Below are 19,251 nucleotides of genomic sequence, written 5' to 3' on the forward strand. Positions count from 1 at the left end.
TGATGGCTGAAAAAATTCGTTTCGTGCAGCTTCACGGTGCGACGCGCGCGGGGGTAGCGCGCGTCGCGAATGGTTTTAGGCCAGCACGGCCTTCGCGGTCTCGACGACGTGCTCGACAGTGAAGCCGAAGTACTTGAACAGCACGCCGGCCGGGGCCGATTCGCCGAACGTGTCGATCCCGACGACGCCGCCTTCGAGGCCGACGTACTTGTGCCAGAACGCGGTCACGCCCGCTTCGATCGCGACGCGGCGCACGCCGTGCGGCAGCACGCGTTCGCGGTATTCGGCGTCCTGGCGGTCAAACACGTTGGTCGACGGCATCGACACGACGCGGGCTGCGATGCCCTGCTGCGCGAGCGGCTCCACGGCCTTCATCGCGAGTTCGACTTCCGAGCCCGTCGCGATCAGGATGATCTTGCGCGCGACGATCTCTTCGTCCCAGTCCTTCAGCACGTAGCCGCCCTTCTCGATGTTCGCGATCTGCGAATCCGTGCGCGGGTTGAACGCGAGGTTCTGGCGGCTGAAGATCAGGCTCGACGGACGATCCGCGGCAACCGCGTGGGTCCATGCGACGGCCGTCTCGACCGTGTCGGCCGGACGCCATACGTCGTGGTTCGGGATCAGGCGCAGGCTCGACACGTGCTCGATCGACTGGTGCGTCGGGCCGTCTTCGCCGAGGCCGATCGAATCGTGCGTGAACACGAAGATCGACGGGACCTTCATCAGCGCGGCGACGCGCAGCGCGTTGCGGCTGTAGTCGGAGAACGTCAGGAACGTGCCGCCGAACGGCTTGTGGCCGCCGTGCAGCGCGAGGCCGTTGATCGCGGCGCTCATGCCGAATTCGCGCACGCCGTAATTGATGTGGTTGCCCAGCACGACGCCCGCGCCTTCCGGATTCGCGCGGACCGCCTTCGACGCCTTCCAGTTGGTCAGGTTCGAGCCGGTCAGGTCGGCCGAGCCGCCGAGCAGTTCCGGCAGTGCGGCAGCCAGCCCTTCGATCGCCTGCTGCGATGCCTTGCGGGTCGCGACCGTCTCGGCGCGCTCGTTCGCGCCGGCGATGATCGCCGCGGCCTTCTCGGCCCAGTCGGCCGGCAGCTTGTTGGCCATCCGGCGTTCGAACTCAGCGGCTTCTGCCGGGAATTTCGCGCGATATTGCGCGAACGTCGCGTCCCAGTCGGACTCGGCACGCTTGCCGGCTTCCTTCGCGTCCCATGCCGCATAGACTTCCTGCGGAATCACGAACGGCTCCCACTTCCAGCCGAGCGCTTCGCGCGTCTTCGCGATTTCTTCCGCGCCGAGCGCAGCGCCATGCACGTCGTGGCCGCCGGCCTTGGTCGCCGCGCCCTTGCCGATCACCGTCTTGCAGCAGATCAGCGTCGGCTTGTCCGACAGCTTCGCCTTCGCGATCGCCGCGTCGACCGCGTCGACGTCATGGCCGTTCACGTTCGGGATCACGTTCCAGCCGTAGGCCTCGAAACGCTTCGGGGTGTCGTCGTGGAACCAGTTGACGACGTCGCCGTCGATCGAGATGCCGTTGTCGTCGTACAGCGCGATCAGCTTGTTCAGCTTCAGCGTGCCCGCGAGCGAGCAGGCTTCGTGCGAGATGCCTTCCATCAGGCAGCCGTCGCCGAGGAATACGTACGTGTGGTGATCGACGATCTTCGCGCCGTCACGGTTGAACTCGTCGGCCATCAGCGCTTCGCCGAGCGCCATGCCGACCGCGTTCGCGAGACCCTGGCCGAGCGGGCCGGTGGTCGTCTCGACGCCCGGGGTGATGCCGTATTCGGGGTGGCCCGGCGTCTTCGAATGCAGCTGGCGGAAGTTCTTCAACTCTTCCATCGGCAGGTCGTAACCGGTGAGGTGCAGCAGCGAGTAAAGCAGCATCGAGCCATGGCCGTTCGACAGCACGAAGCGGTCGCGGTCTGCCCAGTGCGGGTTCGTCGGGTTGTGCTTCAGGTGGCGCGACCAGAGCGCAACGCCGATTTCGGCCATGCCCATCGGCATGCCGGGGTGGCCGGAGTTCGCTTGCTGGACGGCGTCCATCGCGAGCGCACGGATCGCGTTGGCCATCAGGGTGGTAGAGGCGGGAGACGAAGTCGTCATGTCGAGTCCGGAGAACGAGTCGAGGAAACGGGGGCACGGCGGCATCCGGAAGCTCGAGCGTCAATCGTTCCCGGCGCGCGGTGCGGCGCCTGACGGACGCGAAGCGGACGGAGCCTACGGACGGGGCTGCAAAGCTCGTCATTTTAACAGATGGGCTGACATTTCCCTTGTCGGCGCGCGGTGTTCCGGCACGCTTTTCCGCGGAACCGCACGCCTCCTATAATTCAGGCGTCGGAACTGCCCGCCCCGAGCGGCCCGCCCGTGAACACGACCCTTCTCTTCCATCCCACGCCCGACGCCGCGTACGGCTTCCCGAACGCACGCCGGCTCGCGCACGTCGCGTCGGCGCACCAGCGCATCGAAGTCTGGGACACCCCGCAGCTCGGCCGCCTCTTCACGCTGGACGGACGGCCGATGACGTCGGTCGGCGACGAATACGTGTACCACGAGTGCATGACGCACCCGGCCGCGCTCGCGCATCCGTGCCCGCGCAAGGCGCTCGTGCTCGGCGGCGGCGATGGCGGCGCGGCGCGTCAGCTGCTCAAGCACGCGTGCATCGAGCGGATCGTCGTCGCGGAACTCGACGACGAGGTGGTCGGCATGGCGCGCCGCTATCTCGACGACGTGCATCAGGGCGCGCTCGACGACCCGCGCGTCGAGGTCGTGATCGGCGACGCCGCGCGTTTCGTCACGTCGACCGTCGAGCATTTCGACCTCGTCGTGTTCGACCTCACGCCACCCGATTCGCCGGCGGCCGGCCTCTATACGCGCGAGTTCTACGCGCGACTCAAGCGGATCCTCACGCCGTGCGGCGCGATCTCGATGCATCTCGGCTCGCCGGTGTTCCACACGGCGCGCATCGCCGCGCTGCTCGCCGACCTGCGCGCGAGCTTCGCGGTCGTCGATCCGTTGTCCGCGCACGTGCCGCTGTACGGATCCCAATGGCTGATGGCGATCGCGAGCGACACGCTCGATGCGGCCGCGCTGTTCGCGCACGACATCGACGAGCGCCTCGCCGCGCGCCGCGTGCAGGGCCTGCGCTACTACGATGCGCGACTCCATGCAGCCCTCTTTGCCCTGCCGCGCGCGCTGCGCGATACACTGGGCGCTCGCCGCTGAGCTTCCGGGCGGACGCATCGTTCTGCGGGCTGGCCGCGCTTTCTCCCGCGCTCGACCCGCGACGCGCAGGCCCGGAACGATGCACGCGGGCAACCGGCGTATCCGCGGCACCGCACCGGGCGCCCGCGCGCCAATACCCGTTGGACTGCAAAACATGGGACCGGAGTAACCGCTCAAGCGCCAACACCGTTCGACAGGAGATTTCATGACCGATCCACGTCCGGCCAACGTGCCTTGGTTGACGCCTTACCTGGCCGTGCGCAATGCGCATGCGGCCATCGAGTTCTTCCAGGCCGCATTCGGCTTCGAGTTGCGCGACGTCCTCGACGAGGACGGCGCGATCATGCACGTGGAGATGACCTACCGCGGGCAACTGATCGTGATGTTCGCGCCCGAAGGCGCGTTCGGCTCCACCGCGCTCACGCCGAAGAGTGCGGGCGCAACCGCCCCGCAGTCGTTTTACCTGTATGTCGACGACGTCGACGCGACCTGGCAGCGCGCGCTCGATTCGGGCGCGAAATCGCTGACCGCACCGCAAGACCAATTCTGGGGCGACCGCTTCGCGCAGATCGAGGATCTCGACGGCTATCGCTGGGCGCTCGCGCGCCGCCTGAGCGCATGAACGGAGCCGCGATACGCATGAGTGAAGCCACCACCACCGCGGCCGTGCCGCGCTTTTTCGTCGAAGCGGCGCTGCGCACCGACGCGACGCTCGCGTTGCCGGCCGACGTCGCGCGTCACGCGCAAGTGCTGCGGCTGCAGCCCGGCGACGCGCTGGCGCTGTTCGACGGCAGCGGCGGCCAGTACCGCGCGCGGCTCGTCGAGATCGACAAGCGCAGCGCGCTCGCGCAGATCGAGGCGTTCGACCCGTCCGAGGCCGAACCGCCCTATCGCGTGACGCTCGCGCAAGGCATCGCCGGCGGCGACAAGATGGACTGGGTGATCGAGAAGGCCGTCGAGCTCGGCGTCGCGGCGGTCGTGCCGCTGTCGACCGCGCGCGGCGTCGTGAAACTGTCGGGGGAGCGCGCGGACAAGCGCGTTGCGCACTGGCGCGGCGTCGTGCGCGCGTCGTGCGAACAATGCGGGCGCAACCGCGTGCCCGACGTCGCGCCGGTACGCGGCTTCGGCGCTTGGCTCGACACGCTGCCGGCCGCGCCGTCCGACGGCGAACTGCGGCTGCTGCTGTCGCCGCGCGCGAGCATCCCGTTCGCGTCGCTGCCCGACGCACCGCCCGCGGCGGCAGTCACGCTGCTGATAGGCCCCGAAGGCGGGCTGTCGCCGGACGAGGAAAATGCGGCACGCGCACACGGGTTCACCGCATTGTCGCTCGGCCCGCGCGTGCTGCGCACCGAGACGGCCGGCGCGGCTGTGCTCGCGGCGCTGGCCGCGCGCTGGGGCGGCTGGTGACGAACCCGACGTGCCGCGACCCGCGGCGCCCCGGCCCGCGGGGTCGCCACGTGAATGCGGCGCGTTTCGATCTTGCGGCTTGCTGCGACTTGCCACTCGACGAGCGGTGCGGCATCAGGTTGAACAATGCGTCGAGCACTGGCGTCAGCACGTGTTGCAGGCTGCCAGTTACCCAGCCGACATCGAGGCCGTCAAGATCGATCGTGCCCGTCATCGCGCGCGTCACCGGCGACGCATCCGGCACCTCCGTCCTGCATGCGTCGCGCGGACGCAAAAAAGCCCGCGCGAGGCGGGCCTTTTGCCGGATCGGCCGCGTTTGGGCGGCCGACAGATTCGCGCTTTACGCGAACGAATAGAACACGCGGAACGCGACCTTGCGCTCGGCCCAGAATTCGGCGGCTTCGCGGAACACGTCGAGCAGCGTCTCGCGCCCTTCCTTGTCGAATTTCTGCGCGATCGGCAGCCCTTCCAGGACGATCACGAAACCGGGCTGCGCGCCGGCCTTCGCGACGAGGTCGGTCAGGCAGTCGTACAGCGCATCGTAGTTCTTCCCGAAATGCTTCGGAAACAGGAACGACGTCGCGATCGTCTCCATCACTTCCTGCTTCGACTGCGCGGCGCCGCAATATGCATACAGGAAATGCTGGCCGAGCCGGCTGGCTTCGTCGGCAAGATCCTGCACGCGGAACGCGCGGATCGACTGCACGAGATTGGGTCGCACGGTCGTGAAAAGGCTCATAGGCTCCTCGTTCGATGAAAGCCCGGGCTCGGCTTCCTGTTGCTCCGGGCCGCCGCCGGCCTGTGCCGCCGCGTGGAGTTGCATCACGCGCTGAAACAGATTGCCGTCGCCGGCCGCGAACAGTTCCGCCGCCGCCGTATCGTGCGCGTAGATGGAGTCGCTCATGCCGTTCATCCCGAAGTCATTCAACAATACGTTTAAAACTGTTGTAGTGGTCGTCCGTGTAATAACAGTTGTCGATCCGGCGCAATGGCCCGCCGCAGACGATCCGGCGCGCGCCGCGATTGCGTGCGCGCGGCGTCGGCACCGTGTACTCGTGGTAGTAGCCGCGCTTCGCCTTCGGCAGGATCCGCTCGCGGTTGCCGAAGACGACGCCGTCTTTCTCGTACGGATAGGGGCCACCGGCGCCGATCAGGCCAAGCGTGGTCACGGCCTCGCGCGGCAGACGGGCGGTCGGGATCGTATCGACCCCGCCGACGGCCAGGTCGGCCGAAACGGCCTGCCGTGCGTAAGCGGCGGAAACCAGACTGCCCGTCGGCGTACCGACGATACCCATCGCGAACATCGCGAAGACGGACGCGAGCGCGCCGTTGCGGAGCCACTTGCGTGCCATGAACCAGGGTTCCCGCTGTTAAATCAAGTAGTTGACGACCAACCAAAGGCGTTAGCGTAGCGCTATTGTCCGCGCGAATCAATGTTCGTTTGGGAATCGAAAGGCTGGCGCCGCCCGGAATCGTGCATTTTTTACCGAAACAAGACTACATATATCTTACATGAGATAAAATACCGGCGGCATCTCTCGTATGGCAAGACCCTGCCTCCTTGCCACGCTCGCTACCCGGAGTGGAGAGATGCTGCTGCTGCTTGCGGGAAGCGCGTTTGCGCCCTGCCCGACGGCGTGCCCTTTGCGGGCACGCCTCTTTTTGCTTTTGTTTACAATTTCGCCCGGCGCGCGGCACCGGTTCGACCGTTGCCGCGCGGTTCGTTCCGACTCAGCGTGCGGCGTTCACGTCGGCGACCAGCAGCGCCGCCATGTTGACGATGCGGCGAACGGTCGCCGATTCGGTCAGCACGTGCACCGGCTGGGCTGCGCCCAGCAGGATCGGCCCGATAGCGATGTTGTTGCCGGCGGCCGTCTTCAGCAGGTTGTACGCGATGTTCGCGGCATCGATGTTCGGCAGGATCAGCAGGTTCGCATCGCCTTCCAGCGTCGATTCGGGCAGGATTTCCTTGCGCAGCGCCGCGTCGAGCGCGACGTCGCCATGCATTTCGCCGTCGACCTTCAACTCCGGCGCACGTTCCTGCAGGATCGCGAGCGTATCGCGCATCTTCTGCGCCGAAGGCGCGTTGCTCGTGCCGAAATTCGAGTGCGACAGCAGCGCGACCTTCGGCTCGATGCCGAACCGGCGCACTTCTTCCGCGGCCATGATCGTGATCTCGGCAAGTTGCTCCGGGGTCGGATCGACGTTCACGTGCGTGTCGACCAGGAAGATCTGGCGGCCCGGCAGCACGAGGCCGTTCATCGCCGCGTACACGCTGCAGCCAGGGCGCTTGCCGATCACCTGGTCGATGAAGTGAAGATGGCGGTGGGTGGTGCTGATCGTGCCGCAGATCATCCCGTCCGCTTCGCCCTTCTTCACCAGCATCGAGCCGATCAGCGTCGTGCGGCGGCGCATCTCGACACGGGCCAGCTGCTCGCTGATGCCCTTGCGCGCCATCATCTTGTAGTACGTCTGCCAGAAGTCGCGGTAGCGCTCGTCGTGTTCGGTGTTGACGACCGTGAAGTCGGTGCCCGGCGTGAGGCGCAGGCCGTAGCGCTGGATACGGTGCTCGATCACCGACGGACGGCCGATCAGGATCGGCGTCGCGAGCTTCTCGTCGACGATGATCTGGACGGCGCGCAGCACGCGCTCTTCCTCGCCTTCCGCGAACACGACGCGCTTCTTCTCCGCCGGCGCGCTGCGCGCGAGCTGGAAGATCGGCTTCATCGTCGTGCCGCTGTGGTACACGAACTGCTGGAGGTGAACGCGGTACGCCTCCATGTCCTCGATCGGGCGCGTCGCGACGCCACCGTCCATCGCGGCCTGCGCGACGGCCGGCGCGATCTTGACGATCAGGCGCGGATCGAACGGCTTCGGAATCAGGTATTCGGGTCCGAACGACAGGTCCTGGATCCCGTACGCGGTCGCGACGATGTCGCTCTGCTCGTGCTGCGCGAGTTCGGCGATCGCGTTGACGGCCGCGATCTCCATTTCACGCGTGATCGTCGTCGCGCCGACGTCGAGCGCGCCGCGGAAGATGAACGGGAAGCACAGGACGTTGTTGACCTGGTTCGGATAGTCGGTGCGGCCGGTCGCGAGGATCGCGTCGGGGCGCACTTCGAGCGCCGCTTCCGGCAGGATTTCCGGCGTCGGGTTCGCGAGCGCGAGGATCAGCGGGCGCTCGGCCATGCCCTTCACCATCTCCGGCTTCAGCACGCCGGCGGCCGACAGGCCGAGGAAGATGTCCGCGCCGTCGATCACCTCGGCCAGCGTGCGGGCGTCGGTTTCGCGGGCGAAACGCTCCTTGTCCGGATCCATCAGCTCGGTGCGGCCCTTGTAGACCACGCCGGCCAGGTCGGTCACGGTGATGTTCTCGAGCGGCAGGCCGATGTCGACCAGCAGGTCCAGGCACGCCAGCGCGGCCGCACCCGCGCCGGACGCGACGAGCTTCACCTTCTTGATGTCCTTGCCGACGACCTTGAGGCCGTTCGTGACGGCCGCGGCCACGACGATCGCGGTGCCGTGCTGGTCGTCGTGGAACACCGGGATCTTCATCCGCTTGCGCGCTTCGCGCTCGACGATGAAGCAATCCGGCGCCTTGATGTCTTCCAGGTTGATCCCGCCGAAGGTCGGCTCCAGCGCGGCGATCACGTCGACCAGCTTGTGCGGGTCCGACTCGTTCAGCTCGATGTCGAACACGTCGATGCCGGCGAACTTCTTGAACAGTACGGCCTTGCCTTCCATCACCGGCTTCGACGCGAGCGGGCCGATGTTGCCGAGCCCGAGCACCGCGGTGCCGTTCGTGACGACGCCGACCAGGTTGCTGCGCGCGGTGAAGCGCGCGGCGTTCAGCGGGTTCTCGACGATCTCCTCGCACGCGTAGGCGACACCCGGCGAATACGCGAGCGCGAGGTCGCGCTGGTTGATCATCTGCTTGGTCGGGGCGATCGCGATTTTCCCCGGCGTCGGGAATTCGTGATAGTCGAGTGCGGCTTCGCGGAGCTTGGCTTTGGAGGAGGCTTGGGTCGACATGTGTCTCTTGACGGGCGGATTAGAATAACTGTTCGACGGCATTGTAGCGCCAATCGAAGGCCCCCAGACCGGCGATTCGGGTGCGACAGCCGCGACAAAAATGTACTGAACGGTGCAGGAACGGCGCCGTTCGCTGCGTACAATGCCGTTCCCTTCACCGCTTCCGGGTCCGTCCGCCGTGCCAGCCGCCCTGTCCGAGTTTTCGCTGATCGATCGCTTCTTCGCGCGCCGCGCGGCCCGGGGGACGCGTGCGTCGACGCTCGGTATCGGCGACGATTGCGCGCTGATCGCCCCTCGATCCGGCAAATTGCTGGCCATTTCGACGGACATGCTGGTCGAAGGCCGCCATTTCTTCCCCGATGTCGCGCCCGACGCGCTCGGCCACAAGACGCTTGCGGTCAACCTGTCGGATCTCGCGGCGATGGGTGCCGAGCCGCGCGCGTTCACGCTCGCGTGCGCACTGCCGCGCGCGGACGCGGCGTGGCTCGAGGCGTTCAGCAACGGGTTGTTCGCGCTTGCCGAGCGGTTCGGCTGCGAACTGATCGGCGGCGACACGACGAGCGGGCCGCTGAACCTGTGCGTGACCGTGTTCGGCGAAGTCTCGCCGGACGCGGCGTTGCGGCGCGATGCCGCGCGTGACGGCGACGACGTCTGGGTGTCCGGCACGCTCGGCGACGCCCGTGCTGGGCTCGGACTCGCGCGCGGCGAATGGACCGCCGGCGCGGACGAAGCCGCCGTGTTCCGGCAGGCGCTCGAGCGTCCCGAGCCGCGCATCGCGCTCGGGCTTGCGCTCGCGGGCGTCGCACATGCGGCGCTCGACATCTCGGACGGCCTCGCCGGCGACTTGCAGCACATCCTGACCCGCTCGAACGTGCGCGCCGAGATCGACGCCGACGCGGTGCCGCGCTCGGCCGCGCTCACGACGCTGCCGCCCGACGTGCAGCGACGCTGCATGCTCGCCGGCGGCGACGACTACGAGCTGTGCTTCACCGCGCCGGCCGCGGCCCGCGCGACGATCGAGGCAGCGGGCGCGAGTGCCGGCGTCCGGGTGACGCGAGTCGGTACAATACGCGCGTTGTCCTCGCCGTCGGAGCAGCCCGCGATCGCGTGGCGCGACGCCGCCGGCGCCCCCCTGACTCTCACGTTGCACGGTTTCGACCACTTCCATGCAGACTGACCCGACCGGGCAATCCGCGGCCGCGCCCGGCGCCGCCCGGAACGTGCCGCAGCGCGCCACGGCGCGCTTCATGCTGTCGCACCCGGTGCACATCGTGTCGCTCGGCTTCGGCAGCGGGCTCGCGCCGTTCATGCCCGGCACGTTCGGCTCGCTGTTCGGCTGGCTCACGTTCGTGGTGCTCAATCGCTACCTGACGGTGCCCGAATGGTGGGCGCTGATCGCGGTCGGTTTCGCGGCGGGCACGTGGATCACCGGTTTCACCGCACGAAAGATGGGCACGTCCGATCCGGGCGCCGTCGTCTGGGACGAAATCGTCGCGATCTGGCTCGTGATGCTGTTCGTCACGCCCGCGACCTTCATCGGCCAGTTGTGGGCGTTCGTCGTGTTCCGCTTCTTCGACATGCTCAAGCCGCCGCCGATCCGCTATTTCGACCGTCGCGTGAAAGGCGGGCTCGGCATCATGGTCGACGACCTGATCGCCGCGTTCATGACGCTGCTCGTGATCGCCGCCTGGCGCTCCGTCGTCGGCTGACCGATTTCCCGACTCCCCGTTCCCGACGCGCATGCCAACCGATTCCGTCGTCCATCAGCTTGCGATCCGCGCAGGCAACAAGCTGCGTGACGAGCACCTGTCGCTCGCCACCGCCGAATCCTGCACGGGCGGCATGATCGCCGCCGCGATCACCGACATCTCCGGCAGCAGCCAGTGGTTCGAGCGCGGCTTCGTCACCTACTCGAACCAGGCGAAGATCGACATGATCGGCGTTCCACCCGACCTGATCGAGAAACACGGCGCCGTCAGCGAGCCGGTCGCACGCGCGATGGCCGAAGGTGCGCTGCGCAACAGCCGCGCGCAGGTCGCGCTGTCCGTCACCGGCATCGCCGGTCCCGCCGGCGGCAGCGAGAAGAAGCCGGTCGGCACCGTGTCGTTCGCATGGAGCAACCGGCTGCATACCGACGTCGAGACCCTCGTGTTCAAGGGCGACCGCGAGCAGATCCGCGCGCAGGCCGCCGCGCATGCGCTGCGCGGGCTGCTGAAGCTGCTCGACGAGCGCGAAGGCTGATTCGCCGGCGCAGCGGCAGGGGCGGCCGCCCCTGCCCGCCGACTGAATTGCGTCGGGCTTCACGACGATCCAGTTCTTGTGCGCCGTGGCCGGCAGGCCGAGCGCCTTCTGCCGCGCAGGCATGCGGTGCGCAAGCGACGGGAAAGTTGTTCGCGTGCGCCAGGATGGCAGACACGCGAAGCAGGCGCGCGGCCCGCGGATGCGGGCTCGGCGGTGAAAGGCCGCCCGGGCGGGCGGCCTGCGTTTCAGCGCTATTTCAGCGATGCGCGTTGATCGTATCGCGCGTCTTCTGCGCGGCGAGCGCGGCGGCTTCGGCGAAATCCTCACCCTTGCTCGCGTACAGGATCGCGCGCGACGAGTTGATCATCATCCCGGTGCCGTCGGCGGTGCGGCCCGCGTTGACGGTCGCCTGCACGTCGCCGCCCTGTGCGCCGATGCCGGGGATCAGGAGCGGCATGTCGCCGACGATCCCGCGCACGATCTCGATTTCCTTCGGGAACGTCGCACCGACCACGAGGCCGAGCTGGCCGTTCTTCGCATTCCACTTGTTCGCCGCGAGGTCGGCCACGACCTGGTACAGCGGCCGGCCGTTGGTGTCGAGGAACTGCAGGTCCGACCCGCCCGGGTTGGACGTGCGGCACAGCACGATCACGCCCTTGCCTTCATGCTCGAAGTACGGCTCCACCGAGTCGTAGCCCATGTACGGGTTCACCGTGACCGCGTCCGCGCGATAGCGCTCGAACGCCTCGCGCGCGTACTGCTCGGCCGTGCTGCCGATGTCGCCGCGCTTCGCGTCGAGGATCACGGGCAGCCCCGGATGCTGGAGGTGGATGTGCGCGATCAGGCGCTCGAGCTGATCTTCCGCGCGATGCGCGGCAAAGTACGCGATCTGCGGCTTGAACGCACTCGCGTATTCAGCGGTCGCGTCGACGATCTGCCGGCAGAATTCGAAGATCGCGTCGGGCTGGCCGTCGAACTGCACGGGAAAGCGCGACGGCTCGGGGTCGAGGCCGACGCACAGCAGCGAATTCGTGCGCTGCCACGCGGCGCGCAGCGATTCGATGAAAGTAAGCGGGGAAGACATGGCGGATACTCGCGGCAAACCGTTGGTAGACCGCGTATTTTACCCGCGTCGCCGGCGTCCTTCGCGCGCGGCGGCGTCGATGCGCGCATCGGACCGCTCGACGGTGAATGCGAAACGCCGCGTGAGCCGCTCGCCCGGCGCGAGCAGCGTCATCCCGTGCGCGGCCGCGCCGCCCGGCAGGTTCACCGCATTGATCGGATGATCGACCGGCTCGAAGCAGAAAAAATGCTCGCCGGGCGGCGTATAGAGCACGTACGCATCGGCGTCGGCCGCGATCGTCAACAACAGCCCGCGGCGCGGCCAGCTCACCGTCGCGTGGCCGCCCCAGCCGGTGAACGCATGATTGACGAGCGTCGCCGGCAACGGATATGCGACGCCGAACTGCCAGGCCGGCGGCACGCTCACGTGCCGCACCGGCAGGAAATCCGTACCCGACAGCCACAGGCCGCCCGCGGCCGCGGCCAGCTCGGTCGCGTCGTCGCGCACGAGGAACGGATGCATGCCGAGCCCGAACGGCAGCCGTGCACGCCCCACGTTTTCGATCGTCAGCGCGATCGACAGCGTCGTATCGTCGAGCGCGAACGACTGGATCGCGCGAAACGCGTACGGCGCGCCGCTCGCGCGATCGAGCGACAGCTGCAGCGTCGTGTCGGTTGCGTCATCCACCTGCCACGGCGCGAGCCAGCCGTCGCCGTGAATCGGCAATGGTTCGTCGCGGCGGTTGCGCGGCACCGCGACGCTGCGCCCGTCGCATTCGAAACGGCCGTTGCCGATCCGGTTCGAGTACGGCAGCAGCGGATAGCAGGCGAGCGCGTTCGGATCCGTCGCCGTTTCCGGGTGCTCGCAACGCCGGAACACCGGCACCAGCGCGCCGTGATCGCCGCGCCAGTCGAAGCGCGCGATGCCGCCGCCCAGATGCGGCAGCACGTCGAGCCGCAGCGCCGCATTCGACAGCGTGACGACCGCCGCATGCGCGGTGCCGACGCCCTGCGCGAACGCGGCGGTCTGCGGGCCGGCGCTGACGGGCTGCGCGGCGGCAGCCAGGCGCGCGCGGCGCGACTGGCTCGTGGACGACGATGCGCGCGAGGACGTGGCGGTCATGGTGAGCTCCTTTCCTTCGTCGATGAAGTGATACGGGTCGTCGCGCGGTGCCGCGCGAATTCGAACATCGGCAATCAGGCCCAGCCGCCGTCGACCACCACGTCCTGCGCGGTGATCATCCGGCTGTCGTCGGCCGCGAGAAACAGCGCCATGCGCGCGAGATCGTCCGGCAGCAGCTCGGCGTCGATGCACTGGCCGGCCTTGATCGCCGCACGGCCCGCGTCGTCGAGCCAGAGCTTGCGCTGCTTGTCGGTCATCACCCAGCCGGGCACCAACGAATTCACGCGGATTCCGAACGAGCCGAGATCGCGCGCGAGCCCGCGCGTGAGGCCCTGCACGGCCGCCTTCGCCATCACGTAGACGGGGTAGCCGCCGTTCTTCAGCATCCAGCTGATCGAACCGAGATTGATGATCGCGCCGCCGCCGCGCTGCTTCATGTCGTCGATCACCGCCTGCGCGGCGAAGAACTGATGGCGCAGATTCACCGCGATGCCCGCGTCGAACGACTCGGGCGTCACGTCGCCGATCGCGTGGCGCGTGTCGTTCGCCGCGTTGTTCACGAGCACGGCGATCGCGCCGATGCGCGCGCGGATCGCGTCGATCGCATGGCGCAGCGCGTCGATGTCGGTCAGGTCGCACGGGATGAACAGCGGCGCGTGGTGCACGTCCGGCGCCTGCGCGAGGGTTTCCGCGAGCGCCTGGCCCGCGTGCGCGTCGAGATCGACGAACGCCACGCGCGCGCCCTGCCGCGCGAAGTGCTCGACGAACGCCGCGCCGATCCCGGTCGCGCCGCCGGTGATCAGCACCGCGCGATCCTCGAGGCTCGGGTAGCGCGCATAGCGTGCGTCGCTCGCGGCGCGCGAATCCTGCGCGGAAGTTTCGATGGTCATGCGAATCGTCTCCGTGGAATCGGTCAGTCGCGTACGCCGCGGTTCTTCAGCTGGTCGAGCAGCACGGCCGCGAGCAGGATCGCGCCGCGCACCAGGTACTGATAGAACGCGTCGATGTTCAGCAGGTTCATCACGTTCTCGACGGTGCCCATGATCAGCACGCCGATCACGACGCCCGAGATCGTCGCGCGGCCGCCCATCAGCGACACGCCGCCGAGCACGCACGCGGAGATCACGTTCAGCTCGAAGCCCTGCGCCGCGTTCGGCTGGCCCGACGTAATGCGCGATGCGAGGATCACGCCGGCGAGCGCCGTCACCGCGCCCTGGATCAGGAAGATGTAGACGCGCGTGCGTTCGACGTTGATCCCCGCGAGGCGCGACGCCTCGGGGTTGCCGCCGATCGCGAGCGTGTTGCGGCCGTACACGGTCTGGTTCAGCAGCACGCCGAACACGATGAAGCACATGAGCGTGACCCAGATCGGCAGCGATACGCCGAAGAGCGACAGCCCGCCGAGCGCGATGAACGTATCCGACGACACGCCGACCGCCTGCCCCTTCGACACGATGAAGCCGAGCCCGCGCACGATTTCCATCGTCGCGAGCGTCGTGATCAGCGCGTTGATGCGCAGGTACGCGATCACCGCGCCGTTCACGAAGCCGATCGCCGCCCCGGCCGCGACCGCCGCGACGATCGCGACGAACGTGTTGTCGGTCGCATTCAGCACCATCGCGCACAGCACGCCCGAGAACGCGACGGTCGAGCCGATCGACAGGTCGAAGTCGCGCGAGGCCAGACAGAACATCATCGTGCACGCGACCATCCCGATCTGCGAGATCGACAGCGCGAGGCCGAGCATGTTGTCGATCGAGAAGAAGTGATCGACCGTCAGCGACATCGTCACGAACATCACCGCGAAGATCGCGATCAGGCTGTATTCGGTGAGGTGCTGCCACCACTTCTGGCGGTCGCTCTGTTGTGGAACCAGCGCGTCGGCCGACGGCTTCACGGCTGCGCTGGCGAGGTTTTCCCTGACTTGCATGATTGTGTCTCCTGCTCCTGCGTCGCGCGGCCCGCGCCGCGCTTGATCGATTCGAATGTCGTGCGTCGCCCGAGGCGACCTGAAACCGCGTCAGGCCGCCTCGACGACGCTGGTCTGCGGCAGCGCGAGGCTCAGCACCGCATGCTCGTTCGCCTGCTCGCGCGGCAGCTCGCCCGCGATGCGGCCTTCGCGCATCACGACGATGCGGTCGGACACGCCGAGCACTTCCGGCAGTTCCGACGACACCATCACGATCGCGCAGCCGCGCTCCGCGAGCCGGTAGATCACGTCGTAGATCTCGTGCTTCGCGCCGACGTCGATGCCGCGCGTCGGCTCGTCGAGGATCACGACCTTCAGGTCGGGCTCCGCGAGCCAGCGCGACAGGATCGCCTTTTGCTGGTTGCCGCCCGACAGGAAACGGATCTTCTGCCGCCGGTTCGGCGTCTTGATCTTCAGCCGCTGGATGAAGCGGTCGGCCGTTTCATTTTCGGTCTTGCGGTCGATGAACAGGCCCGCGCGCAGCGAATGACGGCGGCAGCTGATGTTGATGTTCTCGGCGACCGACGCCATCGCGATGATCCCTTCCTCCTTGCGGTCTTCCGGGCACAGCACGATGCCGTGACGGATCGCGTCGCCGGTGCGCTTCACGTCGATGCGCTTGCCGTCGAGCGTCAGCGCGCCCGCGCGTCGGCGGTCCGCGCCGTACACGAGCCGCATCAGTTCGCTGCGCCCCGCGCCGACCAGCCCGAAGAAGCCGACGATCTCGCCGGCACGCACCGAGAAGCTCGCTGGTTCGCGCAACGCGGGGCCGTCGACGCCTTCGGCCGAAAACCGCACGTCGCCGAGCGCACGCGGCGCGTAGTGGTAAATGTCCGCGATCTCGCGCCCGACCATCTCGGCGACCAGCCGCTCGCGCGGCACGTCGGCGAGCGATTCGTGCGACGCGATCTTGCGCCCGTCGCGAAAGATCGTGCACGCATCGCACAGCCGGTAGATCTCGTCCATCCGGTGCGAGATGTAGATCAGCGCGCGGCCCTGCGCGCGCAGGTCGTCGACGAGCTTGAACAACACCTCGGTCTCGCGATGCGACAGCGAGCTCGTCGGTTCGTCGAGCGCGATCACGCGCGCGTTGCGCATCAGCGCCTTGCAGATCTCGACCATCTGCCGCTGCGCGATCGACAGCCGCCCGAGTTTCGCGTCGGGATCGAGATCGACGCCCATCGCCGCGAGCCGTTCGCGCACATGGCGCTTCGCCTCGCCCTTCCTCACCCAGCCGAGCGCGTTCGGCAGGCGGCCGAGCAACAGGTTCTCCGCGACCGTCAGGTCGGGCACGTACTGCAGTTCCTGGTGAATCACCGCAACGCCGGCCGCGATCGACGCGGCCGCACTCGAAAAATGCACGGGCTGGCCGTCGACCAGCACGCTGCCCGCATCGGGCTGGTATTCGCCGCCGAGAATCTTCAGCAGCGTCGACTTGCCCGCGCCGTTCTCGCCCATCAGGCCATGCACCTCGCCCGCGTGCACGTCGAACGAGATGCCGTCGAGTGCGCGCACGCCGGGAAATACCTTGCCGATATTGTCAAAACGCAGTGCCGCTGACACGTCGTCTCCCTACTTGCAGTTCCATCGATCGCCGGCCGCCGCATCGCCACGGCAGCCGGCGGGCGGCTTACTTCGATGCGAGCCCCATCTCGTCGCGCACCTTCGACACGTTGTCGCGCGTCGCGAGCATGCCCGTCGTCAGCGTCAGCGCCGGCGGTGCCTTGCCCTGCGTGATCCACGCGTACATCAGGTCCGAGGTTTCCTCGCCGTGGCGCTTCGGGCTGATGATCACGGTGCCGTAGAAGCCCGTCGGCCGCGGCTTCTTGAATTCGTTCAGCGCCGATTCGGAACCACCGATGCCGATGCCGATCATGTTGTCCGCCTTGAAGCCGCGCCCTTCGGCCGCGCGCACGGCGCCGAGCACGGCCTCGTCGTTCAGGCCGTACGCCACCCAGTGCTTGAACTGCGGGTTCTTGGTGAGCGCGATGTTCGCCGCGTTGAACGCGTTCTCGGTATCGGTCTTCGCCTGCGGCGCCGCGATCACGTTCGCCTTCGGGAAGCCGGCCGCCACCAGCGCGTCAGTCGCGCCGCTCGTGCGGTCGTGCGCAGTCGGCAGCTGCTCGTAGGTGATGTCGATCGCGCCGACGTCCTTCATGTCCCAGCCGCGCTTCTTGATCTCGGCCGCGATGCCGTCGCCGACCTGCTTGCCGATGTTGTACGCGGAGATCCCCATGTGCGGCACCGCCTCGATCGGCTTGCCCGCGCCGTCGACGAGGCGATCGTCGACCGTCATCATCTTCAGGTTGTGCGACTTCGCCTTCGCGACGATGCCCGGCCCGAGCTTCACGTCGGGCGTGCAGATGATGAAGCCCTGCGCCTTCTGCGCGGACAGGTTGTCGATCGCGCTCATCACCTTCTCGCCCGACGGCGCGCCGATCTTCACGAGCGTGAAGCCCTTGTTCTTCGCCGCGATCTCGGCGAACTTCCACTCGTCCTGGAACCACGGCTCTTCCGGCTGCTTCACCAGGAAGCCGATCTTGACCGGGTCGGCCGCATGCGCGACCGGGCTTCCGATCACCACTGCCGCCGCGGCGGCCAGCGTTACGAAGGTTCTGCGTTTCATCTCCAGTGTCTCCTTGTCTTCATCGAACGGAATACAGCCGCTTGTTGGTTTCGACGCAGCGTGCGCGCGGCCGTCGCACGTGCGGTCTGTCGAATCGTTGCGTCAGTCGTGGTACAGCGCCGCGCGCCCGCCGTCGACGGTGATGCAAGCCGCATTGATGAACGGCGCCTCGTCGGAGGCGAGAAACACGGCCGTCATCGCGACTTCTTCCGGCTTGCCGATCCGCTTCATCGGCTGCAGCGCGAGCGTCTCGGCGCGCGCCGCGGCCGGGTCGGCCTGCGCGTCCCACCAGTCGCGCGTGAGCTGCGTCTCGATGTAACCGGGCGCGATCGCGTTCACGCGCACGTTGCGCGCCGCGTATTCGATGCCGAGCGCACGCGTGAGGCCCAGCACGCCGTGTTTCGCGACGGGGTACGGAAAGCAGCCCGGGATGATCCGGAACGCATGCGTCGACGCGATGTTCACGATGCTGCCGCGGCCGCGTTCGACCATCCCCGGCAGCGCCGCGCGGCAGCCGTGCCATACGCCGTCGAGGTCGACCGCGAAGCAGCGGCGCCAGTCTTCGTCCGTCATCGTCAGCGGATCGGCGAACACATTGATGCCCGCGTTGTTCACGAGCACGTCGAGCGGGCCGAATGCGGCTTCGGTCTGCGCGAGCGCGTCGCGCACCGAATCCTGCCGCGCGACATCCGCATGCAGCGGCAGCACGCGCGCGCCATCGATGTCGTCGGCGATCGCCGCCGCCGTGCGCTGCGCTTGCGGGAAATCGAGGTCGACGAGCGCGACGGCCGCGCCCTCGCGCGCGAACGCCTGCGCGATCGCGGCGCCGATCCCGCGGCCGGCGCCCGTCACCATCGCGACCTTGCCCGCGAGACGTCCCATCATGCGGCTCCGCCGCGCGCCACGCGCAGGCCGGCCTGGAACGCGCGCGCATTCGCCGCGGTCGCCTCCGCCGACTGGCCGGGCCGGTACAGCGCCGAACCGAGCCCGAAGCCGTTGGCGCCGGCCGCGAGGAACGGCTGCATGTTGTCCGGGGAAATTCCGCCGACGGGTATCAGCGGCACCGCGCGGTCGATCACCGCACGCCACGCCTTCACGACGGGCACGCCGAGCTGCTCGGCCGGGAACATCTTCAGCACGTCGGCGCCGTTCGCGAGCGCGGCAAACGCCTCGGTCGGCGTCGCGACGCCCGGTGCGCTCGCGAGCCCGCGCTCGCGCGCACGGCGGATCACGGCCGCGTCGCTGTGCGGCATCACGATCAGCGTGCCGCCCGCGTCCTGCACGCGGTCGACATGCTCGGCGCGCAGCACGGTGCCAGCGCCGACGATCATGTCGTCGGGTAGCGCGCGGCGCAGCGCCGCGATGCTGCCGAACGGATCGGGCGAGTTGAGCGGCACCTCGACGATCCGGAAGCCCGCTTCGTGCAGCGCAAGGCCGTGGTCAGCGGCTTCGGCGGACGTGATGCCGCGCATGATCGCGATCAGCGGGCACGCGTCGAACGCGCGCATCAGTGCGGCGTGCGGCGTGTATGGTGCGGGCAGCGTAAGGTCGGACGACATCGGCGGTTCC

Annotated in this window: 18 protein-coding genes; 6 read left to right on the plus strand and 12 right to left on the minus strand. The window is 68.0% G+C overall.

Annotation, left to right across the window (positions count from 1 at the left end; all coding sequences use genetic code 11):
• Positions 1–75: 75 nt before the first annotated feature.
• Positions 76–2,148: a transketolase gene (gene tkt, locus BTE28158_RS16030; protein ID WP_059608220.1), complete on the minus strand. Its 2,073-nt coding sequence runs from the start codon at positions 2,146–2,148 to the stop codon at positions 76–78.
• A 216-nt stretch (positions 2,149–2,364) separates the two neighbouring features.
• Between tkt and speE the strand changes: the two genes are divergently transcribed.
• The 3 genes from speE (at position 2,365) to BTE28158_RS16045 (ending at position 4,629) form a co-directional block, all read left to right on the plus strand.
• On the plus strand, positions 2,365–3,222 hold the full coding sequence (gene speE / locus BTE28158_RS16035; protein ID WP_151051295.1) for a polyamine aminopropyltransferase: 858 nt from the start codon (positions 2,365–2,367) through the stop codon (positions 3,220–3,222).
• 205 nt (positions 3,223–3,427) lie between these two features.
• On the plus strand, positions 3,428–3,844 hold the full coding sequence (locus tag BTE28158_RS16040) for a VOC family protein (RefSeq protein ID WP_124624805.1): 417 nt from the start codon (positions 3,428–3,430) through the stop codon (positions 3,842–3,844).
• Positions 3,845–3,861: 17 nt separating this feature from the next.
• Entirely contained in the window at positions 3,862–4,629 is a 768-nt protein-coding gene (locus tag BTE28158_RS16045; protein WP_124903778.1) for a 16S rRNA (uracil(1498)-N(3))-methyltransferase, read from the plus strand.
• Positions 4,630–4,969: 340 nt separating this feature from the next.
• Here the strand turns inward: BTE28158_RS16045 and BTE28158_RS16050 are convergent, their stop codons facing one another.
• The 3 genes from BTE28158_RS16050 to BTE28158_RS16060 all read right to left on the minus strand — a co-directional run bounded on the left by BTE28158_RS16050 (position 4,970) and on the right by BTE28158_RS16060 (position 8,703).
• Entirely contained in the window at positions 4,970–5,533 is a 564-nt protein-coding gene (locus BTE28158_RS16050; protein WP_059608342.1) for a barstar family protein, read from the minus strand.
• Between the two features lie 16 nt (positions 5,534–5,549).
• Positions 5,550–5,981 (minus strand): ribonuclease, encoded by a 432-nt coding sequence (locus BTE28158_RS16055; RefSeq protein ID WP_006760307.1) that lies wholly within the window; start codon positions 5,979–5,981, stop codon positions 5,550–5,552.
• A 379-nt stretch (positions 5,982–6,360) separates the two neighbouring features.
• The gene (locus tag BTE28158_RS16060; protein ID WP_269467503.1) at positions 6,361–8,703 is read right to left on the minus strand and encodes an NADP-dependent malic enzyme; all 2,343 of its coding nucleotides are present in this window, start codon (positions 8,701–8,703) and stop codon (positions 6,361–6,363) included.
• A gap of 100 nt (positions 8,704–8,803) precedes the next feature.
• On the opposite strand from BTE28158_RS16060, the gene thiL reads away from it, so the two are divergent.
• From thiL to BTE28158_RS16075, 3 genes are read left to right on the plus strand one after another with little or no spacing between them, the layout of a single operon-like run.
• Entirely contained in the window at positions 8,804–9,838 is a 1,035-nt protein-coding gene (gene thiL / locus BTE28158_RS16065; protein WP_151051953.1) for a thiamine-phosphate kinase, read from the plus strand.
• Positions 9,828–10,370, plus strand: coding sequence for a phosphatidylglycerophosphatase A family protein (locus BTE28158_RS16070; RefSeq protein WP_151051951.1), 543 nt, complete (start codon positions 9,828–9,830; stop codon positions 10,368–10,370). Before thiL ends, BTE28158_RS16070 begins: the two co-directional genes overlap by 11 nt.
• A 31-nt stretch (positions 10,371–10,401) precedes the next feature.
• Positions 10,402–10,902 carry a CinA family protein gene (locus tag BTE28158_RS16075; protein WP_151051949.1) on the plus strand — a complete coding sequence of 167 codons (501 nt, stop codon included), beginning with the start codon at positions 10,402–10,404 and terminating at the stop codon, positions 10,900–10,902.
• 256 nt (positions 10,903–11,158) lie between these two features.
• Here the strand turns inward: BTE28158_RS16075 and pyrF are convergent, their stop codons facing one another.
• The 8 genes from pyrF to BTE28158_RS16115 form a co-directional block, all read right to left on the minus strand.
• Positions 11,159–11,986 carry an orotidine-5'-phosphate decarboxylase gene (gene pyrF / locus BTE28158_RS16080; protein WP_069247098.1) on the minus strand — a complete coding sequence of 276 codons (828 nt, stop codon included), beginning with the start codon at positions 11,984–11,986 and terminating at the stop codon, positions 11,159–11,161.
• A gap of 39 nt (positions 11,987–12,025) precedes the next feature.
• Positions 12,026–13,087, minus strand: a complete 1,062-nt coding sequence (locus BTE28158_RS16085) for an aldose 1-epimerase (protein WP_174919960.1) — start codon at positions 13,085–13,087, stop codon at positions 12,026–12,028.
• Positions 13,088–13,161: 74 nt separating this feature from the next.
• Positions 13,162–13,977: an SDR family NAD(P)-dependent oxidoreductase gene (locus tag BTE28158_RS16090; protein WP_059608211.1), complete on the minus strand. Its 816-nt coding sequence runs from the start codon at positions 13,975–13,977 to the stop codon at positions 13,162–13,164.
• Between the two features lie 23 nt (positions 13,978–14,000).
• Positions 14,001–15,017, minus strand: coding sequence for an L-arabinose ABC transporter permease AraH (gene araH, locus BTE28158_RS16095; protein ID WP_059465359.1), 1,017 nt, complete (start codon positions 15,015–15,017; stop codon positions 14,001–14,003).
• Between the two features lie 90 nt (positions 15,018–15,107).
• On the minus strand, positions 15,108–16,619 hold the full coding sequence (araG, locus tag BTE28158_RS16100; RefSeq protein WP_124624781.1) for an L-arabinose ABC transporter ATP-binding protein AraG: 1,512 nt from the start codon (positions 16,617–16,619) through the stop codon (positions 15,108–15,110).
• Positions 16,620–16,686: 67 nt separating this feature from the next.
• Positions 16,687–17,682, minus strand: coding sequence for an arabinose ABC transporter substrate-binding protein (locus BTE28158_RS16105; protein ID WP_151050651.1), 996 nt, complete (start codon positions 17,680–17,682; stop codon positions 16,687–16,689).
• Between the two features lie 102 nt (positions 17,683–17,784).
• On the minus strand, positions 17,785–18,564 hold the full coding sequence (locus tag BTE28158_RS16110; protein ID WP_124625068.1) for an SDR family oxidoreductase: 780 nt from the start codon (positions 18,562–18,564) through the stop codon (positions 17,785–17,787).
• Positions 18,564–19,241 carry a 2-dehydro-3-deoxy-6-phosphogalactonate aldolase gene (locus tag BTE28158_RS16115; RefSeq protein WP_124903784.1) on the minus strand — a complete coding sequence of 226 codons (678 nt, stop codon included), beginning with the start codon at positions 19,239–19,241 and terminating at the stop codon, positions 18,564–18,566. Before BTE28158_RS16115 ends, BTE28158_RS16110 begins: the two co-directional genes overlap by 1 nt.
• Between the last annotated feature and the right edge of the window lie 10 nt (positions 19,242–19,251).

This window comes from Burkholderia diffusa (assembly GCF_902499115.1).
Lineage (GTDB): Bacteria > Pseudomonadota > Gammaproteobacteria > Burkholderiales > Burkholderiaceae > Burkholderia > Burkholderia diffusa.